11 protein-coding genes are annotated in these 13403 nt (G+C 70.0%); 2 read left to right on the top strand and 9 right to left on the bottom strand.

Going from position 1 to position 13403, the window contains the following annotated elements; all coding sequences use genetic code 11:
- Positions 1 to 102 precede the first annotated feature (102 nt).
- The 3 genes from CX1_RS11770 to CX1_RS11760 all read right to left on the bottom strand — a co-directional run bounded on the left by CX1_RS11770 (position 103) and on the right by CX1_RS11760 (position 2962).
- Entirely contained in the window at positions 103 to 1548 is a 1446-nt protein-coding gene (locus CX1_RS11770) for an SPFH domain-containing protein (protein ID WP_240941419.1), read from the bottom strand.
- A gap of 4 nt (positions 1549 to 1552) precedes the next feature.
- Complete coding sequence (locus CX1_RS11765; RefSeq protein ID WP_046651490.1) at positions 1553 to 1990, bottom strand: NfeD family protein; 438 nt, start codon at positions 1988 to 1990, stop codon at positions 1553 to 1555.
- A gap of 123 nt (positions 1991 to 2113) precedes the next feature.
- The gene (locus tag CX1_RS11760; protein ID WP_046651489.1) at positions 2114 to 2962 is read right to left on the bottom strand and encodes a DUF3097 domain-containing protein; all 849 of its coding nucleotides are present in this window, start codon (positions 2960 to 2962) and stop codon (positions 2114 to 2116) included.
- 69 nt (positions 2963 to 3031) lie between these two features.
- On the opposite strand from CX1_RS11760, the gene CX1_RS11755 reads away from it, so the two are divergent.
- Positions 3032 to 3904: an Rv1486c family protein gene (locus CX1_RS11755; RefSeq protein WP_255217664.1), complete on the top strand. Its 873-nt coding sequence runs from the start codon at positions 3032 to 3034 to the stop codon at positions 3902 to 3904.
- Between the two features lie 22 nt (positions 3905 to 3926).
- On the opposite strand, the gene CX1_RS11750 is transcribed toward CX1_RS11755, so the two are convergent.
- The 6 genes from CX1_RS11750 to CX1_RS11725 all read right to left on the bottom strand — a co-directional run bounded on the left by CX1_RS11750 (position 3927) and on the right by CX1_RS11725 (position 10703).
- A complete protein-coding gene (locus CX1_RS11750) occupies positions 3927 to 5024 on the bottom strand; it encodes a ferrochelatase (RefSeq protein WP_046650534.1) in 1098 nt (365 codons plus the stop codon).
- A gap of 76 nt (positions 5025 to 5100) precedes the next feature.
- Positions 5101 to 6078: a VWA domain-containing protein gene (locus CX1_RS11745; RefSeq protein WP_046650533.1), complete on the bottom strand. Its 978-nt coding sequence runs from the start codon at positions 6076 to 6078 to the stop codon at positions 5101 to 5103.
- On the bottom strand, positions 6075 to 6953 hold the full coding sequence (locus tag CX1_RS11740; protein ID WP_046650532.1) for a DUF58 domain-containing protein: 879 nt from the start codon (positions 6951 to 6953) through the stop codon (positions 6075 to 6077). The genes CX1_RS11745 and CX1_RS11740 overlap by 4 nt, the downstream gene beginning before the upstream one ends.
- A complete protein-coding gene (locus CX1_RS11735) occupies positions 6950 to 7879 on the bottom strand; it encodes an AAA family ATPase (protein ID WP_046650537.1) in 930 nt (309 codons plus the stop codon). The genes CX1_RS11740 and CX1_RS11735 overlap by 4 nt, the downstream gene beginning before the upstream one ends.
- Positions 7880 to 7972: 93 nt before the next feature.
- A complete protein-coding gene (locus CX1_RS11730) occupies positions 7973 to 9586 on the bottom strand; it encodes an NlpC/P60 family protein (RefSeq protein ID WP_371440289.1) in 1614 nt (537 codons plus the stop codon).
- 565 nt (positions 9587 to 10151) lie between these two features.
- The gene (locus CX1_RS11725) at positions 10152 to 10703 is read right to left on the bottom strand and encodes an Rv1476 family membrane protein (protein ID WP_060925723.1); all 552 of its coding nucleotides are present in this window, start codon (positions 10701 to 10703) and stop codon (positions 10152 to 10154) included.
- 289 nt (positions 10704 to 10992) lie between these two features.
- On the opposite strand from CX1_RS11725, the gene acnA reads away from it, so the two are divergent.
- A partial coding sequence (gene acnA, locus CX1_RS11720) for an aconitate hydratase AcnA (protein WP_060925722.1) occupies positions 10993 to 13403 on the top strand: 2411 nt, incomplete at its 3' end.

Genomic DNA, 13403 nt, shown 5'->3' with positions numbered 1-13403 from the left:
CAACCGATTCGAGGATCGATCGCCGCCTTCGTGCGTCAGCTCTCGGCCAACGTCTCCGGTCTGTGCGACTGGGCCAATCCGCCTTCCAGCGGTCCCGCCCGGTTACGGGCGCCAGGTCTCCCCTGCACCGCCGTGATTGCCGTGCCGATCGCCCTGGTGGCCGCCGCCCTGGTTCGGTGCGGCGCCGGGACCGGACTGGTAACCGGGATGGCCGGGCTCGTCGCGGTGCCCGCCGGGGCGCCGGATGTGGTCGAGGTCCGGATGGCCGGCCCCCGCCTGTCCGATCCCCGCCTGGTCGACTCCCGGCTGACCGGCGCCGTAACCGCCGGCGGGAAGCCCGCGGTCCTCGTCGCGGCGGCGGCCCGACGGCGCGGATCCGTTCTCGCCCGCGATGGGAGACTCCTTCTCGGCCTCCGCCACCGACTTGCGCTTGGACTGCGCGGCCAACGCCGGATCCTCCACCGGACGATTCGCCACCTCGTTGGCGGCGGCGACGGCGCGTGCGATCTCCGGGTTGGAGGACATGTCGAACCAGTCCTCGTCCTTGTCGCGGTCGGCCTCCTCCTTCGCCTCGGCGGTGACGGCCGGCGGCTCGTAGCGGAACACGCCGTCCTCGTCGGCCTTGCCGAAGGCGCGGGCGAAGCTCTCCAGCGAGTCGCCGAACTGCGACGGCACCATCCACACGGTGTTGCCGTCCTTGTTGGCCAGCTCCGGCAGCTTCTCCAGGTACTGCCATGCCAGCAGCTCCGGCGTCAGCTGCGACGCCTTCACCGCGGCATTGACCTTCTGGATCGCGCGCGCCTCGCCCTGCGCCTGCAGGTAACGGGCCGCGCGGTCACCTTCGGCGCGCAGGATGGTGGCCTGCCGCTCGCCCTCGGCGGCGAGGATGGACGCGTGCTTGTTGCCCTCGGCGGCGAGAATTTGCGCCTGCTTGCGGCCCTCGGCGGTCTTGATGTCCGCCTCGCGGGTGCCCTCCGCGGTGAGGATCATCGCGCGCTTCTCGCGGTCGGCCTTCATCTGCTTTTCCATCGACTGCTGGATCGACGGCGGCGGCTCGATGGCCTTCAGCTCGACGCGGGCGATGCGCAGGCCCCACTTCGCGGTGGCCTCGTCCAACTCCCCGCGCAGGCGGCGGTTGATGTAGTCGCGGGAGGTCAGGGTCTCCTCCAGCGTCAGGCCGCCGACCACGTCGCGCAGCGTGGCGGTGGTGATCTGCTCGATGCCGAAGATGTAGTCGGCCACGCCGTAGATGGCGCGCGCCGGGTCGTTGACCTGGAACGTCACCACGGTGTCGATGGCGACGGTCAAGTTGTCCTCGGTGATCACGGCCTGCGGCGGGAAGGTGACCATCCGTTCACGGGTGTCCACCTTCTCGCGCACACGGTCGATGAACGGGATGACGAACGCCAGGCCTCCGGACAAGGTCCGGGTGTACCGGCCGAGCCGTTCGATGACTGCTGCCTCGCCCTGGGGGACGAGGATGATCGCCTTGCTCACCAACACCAAAACGAGCAAGACGAGTACTGCGGCGAAAATGAATCCCGCCATGGGCTCACACCTCCTTGTCCACGACGGCCGTGTTGCCGTCGATGCTCACGACCATGACCCGGTCCCCCGGCGAGAATGACATGCCGGGCACCAGAGCGCGCGCCGTCCACAGTTCGCCGGCGATCCGGATCATGCCGGCGTGGCCGTCGATGGCCTCCTCCACGGAGGCGGTGCGGCCGGCGAGCTGCCGGGGATTGGACTCGACGCTGTCGGAGTCGACGCCGGTGAACATCTTGCGGCGCAGCATCGGCCGCACCACCCCGATGAGCCCGATGCTGGTCACGGCGAAAACGGCGATGTCCACCCACAGGGGCGTGTCCGCCAGCGAGACGCCGGCGGCGGCAAGCGCGCCTCCCGCGACCATGAGCATCGACAGGTCGCCGATGAGGAACTCGAGGAAAACGAGCAGAATGCCCAGTCCAAACCAGATGATCGAAGCCACGTGGCCAGCCTACAGAAGCCCCCGGATCGCCGATCCGGGGAAAAGCACGCGTGACGACGCCGACGTGGGCCGTCGTCAAGCGGAAAAGCCCTGGTCCGGCCGGATCCCGTCCGGTCGGGGCGCTCAGCCGAGGTGGGGTTCGACCACGAAGTCGACGAGCCGCTCGACCGCGCCGATCAGCGTCGGCTCGAGGTCGCGGAAGGAAGTGACCGCACCGTAGACGCGGCGCCAGCCGTCGCGGGGCTCGCCCCAGCCGAGGCGGTCGCACACGCCGGTCTTCCAATCCTCGCCGTAGGGCACTTCCGGCCAGGCGCGGATGCCGACGGACGCCGGCTTCACCGCCTGCCACACGTCGATGTAGGGATGGCCGGTGACCAGCACATGTGGGCCGACCTGCTGCGTCATGCGGGTTTCCTTGGAGCCCTCGACCAGGTGGTCGGCGAGCACGCCCACGCGACGGCCGGGGCCGGGCCCGAACTCGGCGAGGCGCTCGGCGAGATTGTCCAGGCCCTCCAGGTGCTCGACGACGACGCCTTCGACGCGCAGGTCATGGCCCCACACTCGCTCGACGATGGCGGCGTCGTGGATGCCCTCCACCCAAATGCGGCTGGGCAGCGCGACCTTCGCCTGCACGTCGGCGACGCGGCGCGAACCCGACGCCGAGCGGTCCAGGCGCGGGTCCGCCTTCTTCGGGGCGGGGCGGGTCAGCGTGACGCGGCGGCCGTCGATGAGGAACGCGCTGGGCAACATGCGGAAAAGCCGCACCTTGCCGCGCCGGTCCTCCAGCTTCACGCAGTCGGCGTCCTGCAGCTTCTCGAACCCGACCACCGCGCCCACGTACCCGTCGACCGCGGACTCCACGACGAGCCCCTCGTCGGCCGGCACCTCCGGGGCGACCATGGCCTTTCGCCGGGCGTGGCCGCCGGCTCCGCCGAAGATGTCCTGCGAGGCGTAGGGGTCGTGGAAGCTCATGGCGAATCAGGGTAGCCGACGCCGCGCCGCGTTCCGGGCAGGCCACGGCGTCGGCTACGGTGTCCTCCCATGGAACGACCTCCGGTGCAGCGCGTCGCCGTCGATCAGGTGTGGACCCCCGTCCAGCACACCGCCCTGTGGTTGGGCGCGTGGGTGACGGGGCAGGTCTCGTACGACCACCTGCTCGACGCGCTCGACGCCGTCGGCGGCCCGCATACTGCCGAGCTCATCGACGCGACGGTCCCCGACGTCGTGGATCTGGACGCCCCGCTCGACCGCGCCGCCCTGTTGCGCCTGGTCCGCGCCGTGACCGAGGGCGGCGCGTGGGCCCGCGACGCCGAACCTCCGGTGCGCCTGGTGCTGTCCGGGCCCGGCGAGGCCCCGCTGCTGCCGGCGGGCACGGAGCTTTACGACGCCGCCTCCCGGGCCGGCGCGGCGATCGTCCTGGCGGACGCGACCCCGGGTTGGCGCCACGTCCTCGTGCCCGACCGGCTGGTCGGCGGCGGTGTGCGGTGGCGGTGGTGGACGGTCGAGGGGCGTCTGCCGGAGCCGGCGCACCTGTCCCCCGGCGAAGCCGATCTGATGCTCGCCGACGCCACGCGCAGGGCCGCCGCGGACATCGCCGCGTCTGGGGCGGGTCGGTCCGCGTTGGGCCAGCCGGGAGTCCCGGCACCCGATCCGCGGTTGATGGTGGGCACGCTGACCGACCACTTCGATCTGGCGGAACTGCCCGATGAGCTGCCCCGCCGCGCCGGCGGGCTGATGGCGCGGGCGGACACGCTGGCGGCGATCCACACCGTCGCCCGCGGCGAGCGGCCGGGCGCCGGTGCGGCGCATGACCCGCACCTGATCCCCCTGTGGCGCGACATCCGCGCCGCCCGCGTCGCGGCGGTGGACCACGCCGTCCGCGAATGGGCGGCCGACTACGCCGCCGGGGCGTGACCCGCGGCCGACGCAGACCGGACTAAGCGGGGCGCCCCGCATGCGCCGGGCGCTTGGCCGGGACGCAGCAGTCGATCGCGCAGGGCTTGCCGTCGCAGGCCGACCCCAGCAACGGCTCGCGGCCCAGGCGGCGAACCTCGGCGCCGTCGGTGCGCTCGCGGATCAACTCCACGATCATCTCGGTGAACGCCTCGGTCGGGCCGGGCGTGGCCACGCGCTCGATGATGATGTCGTGGGCGTCCATCTCGTCCTGAAGTTCGGAGTCGAGGTCCCAGACCACCTCGATGTGATCGGAGATGAATCCGACCGGGCACACCACGGCGGCGTCGGCGCCCTCGGCGAAGATCGCCTCGATGTGGTCGACGATGTCCGGCTCGAGCCACGGCACCTGCGGCGGGCCGGAGCGGGATTGCCAGACGACGTCGAACTCGGTGGCGCCGACCTGCTCGGCGATGAGCCCCGCGGCCTCGTTGACCTGGCGCGAGTACAGGTTGCCGCCCAGCGAGGCGGGTCCGGACGCGTCGTCGGCGGAATTCGGGATGGAATGCGCGGTGAACACCAGGCGCGCGCCGTCGCGGCGGTCGGCCGGAAGCTTGGCCCGGGATTCCTCGACCGCGCGGGCGAACTCGCCGATGAACAGCGGGTGGTCGTGGAAACCCCGCAGTTTCTCCATCTCGATGCCGTTCAGCTCGGCCACGGCGCCGAGGTGCTCCTGCGCCCGGGCAATGTCCTCGTGGTACTGGCGGCAACCCGAGTAGCCGGCCCACGCCGACGTGGCGAACACCAGCGCACGGGTCACGCCATCACGCGACATCTGCTCGACGGTGTCCTCCACCATCGGATGCCAGTTGCGGTTGCCGAAGTAGACCGGCAGGTCGATGGACTCGTCGGCGAGCTTCTTTTCCAGGTTCGCGATGATCTCGCGGTTGAGGTCGTTGAGCGGCGAGCGCCCGCCGAAGTGGTGGTAATGCTCGCCGACCTCGTCGAGGCGCTCCGGCGGGATGCCCCGGCCGCGGGTGACGTTCTCCAGGAAGGGACGGACGTCCTCCTCCTTCTCGGGCCCGCCGAAGGAGAGGACCAGAATGGCGTCGAAGGTGCGTGCGGCAGTGGCGTCGGTCATGGGGGCCAGCTTAACCGGATCGCACTCCCGGTCGAGCAAGGGGACCCTGATGTTCGGCGCCGGATCACACGCCGGATCAGGGGACGCGGCGGCCCAGGAAAAGCGAGGCCCCGGCGGAGACCAGCAGCAGCGCGAAGGCGGCGACCATCCACGGGCGCGGGTTCTCCGAGCGGCGCAGCTCGTAGCCGATCTCGTCGGTGAGTTCGCCGTAGACGTCGCGCAACTCGTCGAGGCTGGCCGCAGAGTGGAACTCCCCCTCGGTGCGCCGGGCGATCTCCATCAGCGACTCATCGTCGTTGGGTACGGGCAGCACCTGCCCGTCGACGGTGATCGACCCGCCGCGGGTGCCGAAGGAGATCGTGTGAATGGGCAACCCGACCTCGGCGGCCTCGTCGGCGGCGGTGTACGCGCCCCGCGGATCGTCGAGCTCGCTGGGGATGGTCTGCTTGCCGTCGGACAGCAGCACGATCGCCGCCGGCGGCGGGCCCTCCGGCCCCTGGATCTGCTCGCCGAACTGGAGGATCGCCGACTGCGCCGCGGCGATCGCGTCGCCGGTGGCCGTGGCGCTTTGCAGGATCGCGCCGTCCAGGGCGCGGGCGACGGTGGCGTGGTCGGTCGTCGGCATCACCGGCGTCTGCGCCCGGCCGGCGAAGGTGACCAGCCCGACGTTGAGGTCGTCGGGCAGCGAATCGATGAACTCCCGGCCCGCCTGTTTCGCGGTGGACAAGCGGTCCGGCTGGACATCCGTCGCGGACATCGACAAGGACACGTCGACGACGAGCATGATCGTGGCACGGTTGCGCGCGACCTTCGTCTCGGCCATCGGCCCCGCCAAGGCGATGGCCAGCACGGCCAGCGCCGCGAGCAGCGCGGCCACCGGCAAGTGCCGCAGCCACGGGCGGTCACGCCCGGAGACTTCGGCGACTATGGAGAAGTTGCCGAAGGCGAAGGACCGGCGGCGGCGCCGGCGGTCGACGTACACGTACGCGGCCGCGGCGAGCACCGGCACCAGCAGGGCCAGCAGCCAACCGGGGTGGGCGAATGCTCCCGTCATCGGGCACCTCCCCGCGCCGGCGCCATCTGGCGGGCGAAGTCCATCACCCAGTCGCGGTCCGTGCGCAGCTCGATGACGCGGGCGCGCGCCGAGCGCAGCGCCTCCGCCACCGCCGCGGAGTGCTCCGCGGCTGCCTTTTCGTATCGTTCGCGGGTCGCGTCGTCGACGTCGACCTCCAGGATCTCCCCCGTCGCCGGATCGGACAGCCGCACCGGCCCCTCGCCGGGAAGCGCTTCGTCGGCCGGGTCGATCAACCGGATGGCCAGCACGTCGGTGCGGGTGCCGATCACGCGCAGCGCATCGGCCCAATCGACCGGGCCCAGGAAGTCGGAGATCACGGTGACCAGCCCCGCCCTCGGCGCCCGCGCCGGCAGTGTCCCCAGATCCGCGGCCAACCCGGAACCCCCGACGTGACGTGCGGCATGGGCGATCAACCGCATCGCATGCGCCCTCCCCTGGCCCGGCGGGATGATCGCGCCATCGGCGATCAGCCCCGTGCGGTCGCCGGGATTGTCCGCGAGCAGAGCGATCGCCGCCGTCGCCGCCGCCAGCAAGTGGCGCTTGGTGACGGGGCCGGAGCCCGTCGTCAAGCGGGGCGACGACTCCGCGACGATCCACGACTCCAATTCGCGTTCCGCCTCGGGATCGCGCACGTGGGCGACGCCCGTGCGTGCGGTCACCGACCAGTCCATGCGGCGCACGTCATCGCCGACGACGTACTCGCGGGCGGAATCCGGATCGGTGCCGGGACCGGTGGACGCCGAGGCGAAGGAGCCCCGCAGCAGGCCGTCGAGACGGCGCGTGACCGTGAGCTCGAGGTGCTTGAGCACGCGGTCGAGATCCCGGTCGATGGCGGTGCGGGCCCCGTCGCTCATGCGCCCGGGCCCACCTCGGGCAGACGGACGCGGGCCAGGACCCGGTCGATGATCGTCTCCGGGGTGATCTCGTCGGCGAGCCCCTCGTAGGACAGGACGAGGCGGTGGCGCAGGACGTCGGGAAGCACCTCGACGACGTCCTCCGGGGTGACGAAATCGCGGCCTTTGAGCAGCGCCGTCGCCCGCGCGGCGGTGACCGTGCCCAGCGTCGCGCGCGGCGACGCCCCGTAGGCCAGCCAACGACCGACGTCGTCGAGGTTGGCCCGGCCCGGGTTGCGCGTCAGCTCGATGACGGCGACCACGTAATCGATGAGCGAATGGTGGACGAAGACCTCGCGGGTCTTCTGCTGCAGGGCCCGCACCGTCGCCGGATCGAGGATGCGCCGCGCCGACGGCGGCGTCGACCCCATGCGGTAGACGATCTCGCGCTCCTCCGACGGCGTCGGGTAGCCCACGACGACCTTGAACAGGAAGCGGTCGCGCTGCGCCTCCGGCAGCGGGTACACGCCCTGGTTCTCGATGGGGTTCTGCGTGGCCAGCACCAGGAACGGCTCCGGCACGGGGCGGGAGACGCCGGCGATGGACACCTGGTGCTCCGCCATGACCTCCAGCAGCGCCGACTGCACCTTCGCGGGCGCGCGGTTGATCTCGTCGGCGAGCACGATGTTGGCCATCACGGGCCCGGGCTCGGTGATGAACTCGCCGGTGTCCTGCCGGAACACGCGGGTGCCCACGATGTCGGAGGGCACCAGATCCGGGGTGAACTGGATGCGCGAGAAGCTGCCGCCGATGACCGTGGCGAACGTCGACACGGCCAGCGTCTTGGCCACGCCCGGCACGCCCTCCAGCAGGACGTGGCCGCCGGAGAGCATGGCCACGACCAACTGCCTGCACAGGTGCTCCTGGCCGACGACGACCTGGCTCATTTCGGACAGGACCCTGCGCAGATCCGGGGTCTCGGTCACGTGCTCGTCTCCTTGCGGCTGGGGTCGGGTGCGGCGGGTGCGCCTTCCCGCAGACTAGACGAGACGGACGACGTTCGGCGTCATGCCGCTGTAGCGCACGGCGGTGACGCGGACGACGGAACCGGACTGCGGGGCCTCGATCATCTGGCCGTTGCCCAGGTAGATGGCGACGTGCCCATGGCCGTTGGGGCCGTAGAAGATCAGGTCGCCGCGCTGCATCTCCGACGCCGGGTAATGGGTGCCGCGCTGGTACTGGTAGCCGGTGTAGTGCGGCAGGGTGATGCCGATGCCGGCGTAGGCGTACAGCGTCAGTCCGGAGCAGTCGAATCCGACCTTGTTGTAGTCGCCGTGCGCGTCGGCGTTGCCACCGTCGCGGATGCCCTTGGTCGGGCCGTTGGCGTTGCCGCCGCCCCAGGCGTACGGGGTGCCGACCTGCGACATGGCCCGGCTGATCACGGTCTCGATCTTCGCGGACCGGTCGCCGGCGGTCGGCGAGCCCGATTCCGGGTTGGCGGGGGTCGCGGTCTGGACGGTGGTCGCGTTGGTTCCGGTGCCGTCGGTTGTGTCGGCATCGCTTTCCGACGTCCCGGCGTCCTCGCCGGTGGCGCCGGTGCCGGATTCCGTGGTCGTGTCCGCGGCATCGTCGTCGGACTCGGTGGGCTCGGCGACCGTGGTGGTCGGAGCCGTGGTGGACGGAGCGGTGGCCGACGGAGTGGTCGTCGTCGGTGCGGTGGTGGACGGCGAGGTCGTCGGAGCGGTGGTGCCGGGGCGTTCGGAAGCGGTGGCCCGCTCGTCCGACTCGGTGGTCGTGCCCGAGTCCGACTCGGTGTTCGCTCCGGTGGTCGCCTCGTCGCGGGCCTCGTCGGCGGCGTCGCGGACGACCTCGTTTTCGCTGCGGCCGTCGCCGCTGGAACCGCCCGAACGGTTGTAGGCGTCGAGCGCGATGCGCGCGGCGTCGAGCGCCGCCCGTGCGGCGTCGCGCTGGATGACCGCGGCGGCATGGGCGACGCGTTCGTCGGCAAGCAGGCGCGCGGCCTCCTGGTAGACGCGGTCGGCCTCGCCGTGGAGCCGCTCGGCTTCGCCGGCGGCCTTTTCCGCCGTCTCCCTGGCCAAGCGCAGGGTGGACTCGGCGTTGGCGGCTTCGGTGCGGGCGCGGTCCAGGCCGTCGACGACCAGGCCCTGCTTCTCCGCGGCGCGGCGCAGCGTCGACGAGCGATCGAGGACCTCGGCGGAATCCCGTGCGCCCTTGAGCGCGGACGGGAGGGAGTAGCCCTGGCGCATGGCGGCGCGGGCCATTTCGTCGAAGGTGCCCTGGGCTCCCCGAAGATCGTCGCGGGTGACGTCGAAGACCTTCTTGGCGTCGTCGACGGCGCCGCGGGCGCGTTCGGCCTTGGTGCGCGCGGTCTCGAGGTCGACGTGGGCCCGGTTGGCGTTTTCGCGCAACCCGCCCATGTTCAGCTCGAGTTCGGAAACCCTGCGCTCGTGCTTCGTGACGTCGGAGACGAGGGTCTGCAGGACCCCGTCCGCGGACGACTCGGAGTGCGAGTCGCCGCCGGTCGGCTGCGCCGACACGGCGGGTGCGTGAGTGGCCAGCAGACCGACCATCATGGCTCCGGCAATGGGGCGGGTCCACCTGAGGCGGGCCCGAGACGTCCGGCTAACTGCCACCTTCGACTCCTTGCTATGCGGTTCGGGCCGACGGCGCGGATTCGATGGCAACTTCCCCATTGCCCGAATCCGGTGCCGCCCACGCGGGGCGGCGCAGCCACCGGCTTATGCATGTCCCGAGGGCAACAAGCGCACCCCGGGTAACAATCTGCACGCTACGACACAGCGGCCCCCTGGAACACATAAGTCACGATTGAAACGTCGGCCCCAACTGTCGTGATCGTTTCGTTATGGGCGGTGGCCTGCCGCTTTGCGACGGGCTGGCCGACGTATGATGTTCATCACAAATTAGTTATAGATGGGCGTGTAGCTGCGCGGAGCGTCGAAAAGCAAGTAGTTGGCCTTGTCGACGGTCAAGCCATATGCCTTGATCTGGGCAGTTGAGTTCAAAGTTGGCATATGCCGTTAAATATGTTCGGCCAGGTTTATGAAATCGTTACCCTATGGCCCGTGCGTCTTTCGTGCGTCCACCGTGGTCCGCCGTTCCCGGGGCCATGACCGCGATAACGCCCCGCGCGGCGGAGGCCGGCGGGGCGCGGGGGTGGGGGCGATCCCCCGGTTCGGACTATGCGGATGCGGGCGATGCGGAACTGCGAGCAGCGCCGCCGGCCGCTCCCGCCGGGCGTTGCCTGCCGTGGGAACGCATCCACCACACGACCGCCAGCACCGCGAACACGGCGACGATCGCGCCACCGGCCAGCAGGCTGTAATCGAACAACGGGACCGAATATCCGCCGACCTCGTCGACAAAGGCCTCGAAGCCTTCGATGTACTCGTTCGGCTCCTCCATCATCTCGTATTGCCCCAGCTCCAGTGCGGCCCTGGGTTCGGCGTCCGACGAGGTGCCCACCGAAAACGGTGATCTGACGATGACCGTGCCACCGCTTTCCGCGACGATCTCTTCCGCGAAGTTGCGTAGGTCGGTGAAGCCCTGCGGGTCGCGGTCGACGATGACGACCTTGAGGTCCTCCACGCCGCGGCCTTCGGCCGAGTCGACGATCGGCCGCAGCACCGCCTCGAGGTCCTCGTTGGCGGTCAAGATCGGATCGGCCGCAAGGGACTCGGCGACCTGGGCCGCGTCGAGCTGGTCCAGATACATGCCTTCGTTTCCGCTCATTGCCCGCTGGTTCCTCCCGGTCGACTGTCCCCCGATGTGCGCCACCCATCATGCACCTTCCCCGGGGGTAAAACGGGTCAGCCGCTCCCGGCGCGCCGCGTCGGGGTGGGTGCAACAGAACGCCCGTACTGTTATTCTCGGGGGAGGTCGAGCCGGCCCGTCGGCGCACCGCATGATCCACATGCGCAAAAGGTGCCCTTCGTGACGAGTTCGCGCCAAGTGCCTCAAGGGCCCACTCGTGTGCAGGGCCTGCGGCGCGCACCACCCGAGCAAAGATTTGGAGCAGACTGTGACTGAAAGCAAGAACTCCTTCAACGCCAAGAGCACCCTCGAGGTCGGCGAGAAGTCCTACGACATCTTCCGCCTCGACGCCGTGCCCGGCATGGAGAAGCTTCCTTACGCCCTCAAGGTTCTCGGCGAGAACCTGCTGCGCAACGAGGACGGCGCCAACATCACCGAGGAGCACATCAACGCGGTCGCGAACTGGGATGCGTCGGCTGAGCCGTCCATCGAGATCCAGTTCACGCCGGCTCGCGTGATCATGCAGGACTTCACCGGCGTTGCCTGCGTCGTCGACCTCGCCACCATGCGCGAGGCCGTGAAGACCCTCGGCGGCGATCCGGACAAGGTCAACCCGCTGAACCCGGCCGAGATGGTCATCGACCACTCCGTCATCATCGAGGCCTTCGGCGACGAGAACGCCCTCGAGAAGAACGTCGAGATCGAGTACCAGCGCAACGACGAGCGTTACCGCTTCCTCCGCTGGGGCACGGGCGCGTTCTCCAACTTCCGCGTGGTCCCCCCGGGAACTGGCATCGTCCACCAGGTCAACATCGAGTACCTGGCCCGCACCGTCTTCGACAACGACGGCGTCGCCTACCCGGACACCTGCGTCGGCACCGACTCCCACACCACCATGCAGAACGGCCTGGGCATCCTGGGGTGGGGCGTCGGCGGCATCGAGGCCGAGGCGGCCATGCTGGGCCAGCCGATCTCCATGCTCATCCCGCGCGTCGTGGGCTTCAAGCTCACCGGCGACACCCCGACCGGCGTGACCGCCACCGACGTCGTCCTGACGATCACCGACATGCTGCGCCAGCACGGCGTCGTCGGCAAGTTCGTCGAGTTCTACGGCGCCGGCGTCTCCAAGCTGCCCCTGGCCAACCGCGCCACCATCGGCAACATGTCCCCGGAGTTCGGCTCCACGGCGGCCATCTTCCCGATCGACGGCGAGACCACCAAGTACCTGCGCCTGACCGGCCGCTCCGAGGAGTCGGTCGAGCTGGTCGAGGCCTACGCCAAGGCCCAGGGCATGTGGCTGGACGAGAACACCCCGGAGGCCGAGTACTCCGAGTACCTCGAGCTGGACCTGTCGACGGTCGTCCCGTCGATCGCCGGCCCGAAGCGCCCGCAGGACCGCATCGAGCTGACCTCCGCCAAGGAGCAGTTCCGCAAGGACCTGCACAACTACACCAACGGCTCCGGCGACGGCGACGTGCAGGACTACGTCGCCGAGGGCGGCAACACGGGCAAGGGCGGCGCCGAGCTGTCCTTCTCCGACGACGCCGAGGTGCGCAACCTGGCCCTGGGTGCGGCGGGCCGCCCGTCGAACCCGATCAAGGTCAACTACAACGGCAAGGACATGGTCCTCGATCACGGCATGGTCTCCATCGCCTCGATCACGTCGTGCACCAACACCTCGAACCCGTCCGTCATGGTCGGCGCGGCCCTGCTGGCCCGCAACGCCGCGGACAAGGGCCTGAAGTCGGCGCCGTGGGTCAAGACCTCGATGGCCCCGGGTTCCCAGGTCGTCACCGGCTACTACGAGAAGGCGGGCCTCTGGCCGGCCCTGGAGGCCATGGGCTTCTACCTCGTCGGCTACGGCTGCACCACCTGCATCGGCAACTCCGGCCCGCTGCCGGAGGAGATCTCGGCCGGCATCAACGAGGCCGACCTCGCCGCCACCGCCGTGCTGTCCGGCAACCGCAACTTCGAGGGTCGCATCAACCCCGACGTCAAGATGAACTACCTGGCGTCCCCGATCCTCGTCATCGCCTACGCCATCGCCGGCACCATGGACTTCGACTTCGAGACCGAGTCCCTGGGCAAGGACCAGGACGGCAACGACGTCTTCCTGAAGGACATCTGGCCGGCCACCGAGGAGATCGAGTCGGTCATCGAGGAGTGCATCACCTCCGAGCTGTACGACGAGGACTACGCCGACGTCTTCGCGGGCGACGAGCGCTGGCAGAACCTGCCGACCCCCGAGGGCAAGACCTTCGAGTGGGACGACAAGTCCTCCTACATCCGCAAGGCCCCGTACTTCGATGACATGGACATGGAGCCGTCGCCGGTCTCCGACGTCAAGGGCGCCCGCGTCCTGGCGGCGCTGGGCGACTCGGTCACCACCGACCACATCTCCCCCGCGTCCTCCATCAAGCCGGGCACCCCGGCGGCGCAGTACCTCGACTCCATGGGCGTCGAGCGCAAGGACTACAACTCGCTGGGCGCCCGTCGCGGCAACCACGAGGTCATGGTCCGCGGCACGTTCGCCAACATCCGCCTGCAGAACCAGCTTCTGGACGGCGTGACCGGCGGCTACACCCGCGACTTCACCCAGGAGGGTGGCCCGCAGTCGTTCATCTACGACGCCGCGCAGAACTACAAGGAAGCCGGCACCCCGCTGGTCGTCATGGGCGG

The organism is Corynebacterium xerosis NBRC 16721 = ATCC 373, assembly GCF_001552415.1.
In the GTDB taxonomy this organism is placed as follows: Bacteria; Actinomycetota; Actinomycetes; order Mycobacteriales; family Mycobacteriaceae; genus Corynebacterium; species Corynebacterium xerosis.
Note: the sequence above shows the minus strand (reverse complement) of the source record. Positions and strands in the feature narration are given on the sequence as shown.

Bases quoted from the DNA above. Each gene is read 5' to 3' on its own strand.
- CX1_RS11770 (WP_240941419.1), bottom strand. From the start codon at position 1,548: ATGGCGGGATTCATTTTCGCCGCAGTACTCGTCTTGCTCGTTTTGGTG.
- CX1_RS11760 (WP_046651489.1), bottom strand. From the start codon at position 2,962: ATGAGCTTCCACGACCCCTACGCCTCGCAGGACATCTTCGGCGGAGCC.
- CX1_RS11755 (WP_255217664.1), top strand. From the start codon at position 3,032: ATGGAACGACCTCCGGTGCAGCGCGTCGCCGTCGATCAGGTGTGGACC.
- CX1_RS11750 (WP_046650534.1), bottom strand. From the start codon at position 5,024: ATGACCGACGCCACTGCCGCACGCACCTTCGACGCCATTCTGGTCCTC.
- CX1_RS11745 (WP_046650533.1), bottom strand. From the start codon at position 6,078: ATGACGGGAGCATTCGCCCACCCCGGTTGGCTGCTGGCCCTGCTGGTG.
- CX1_RS11740 (WP_046650532.1), bottom strand. From the start codon at position 6,953: ATGAGCGACGGGGCCCGCACCGCCATCGACCGGGATCTCGACCGCGTG.
- CX1_RS11735 (WP_046650537.1), bottom strand. From the start codon at position 7,879: ATGAGCCAGGTCGTCGTCGGCCAGGAGCACCTGTGCAGGCAGTTGGTC.
- CX1_RS11725 (WP_060925723.1), bottom strand. From the start codon at position 10,703: ATGAGCGGAAACGAAGGCATGTATCTGGACCAGCTCGACGCGGCCCAG.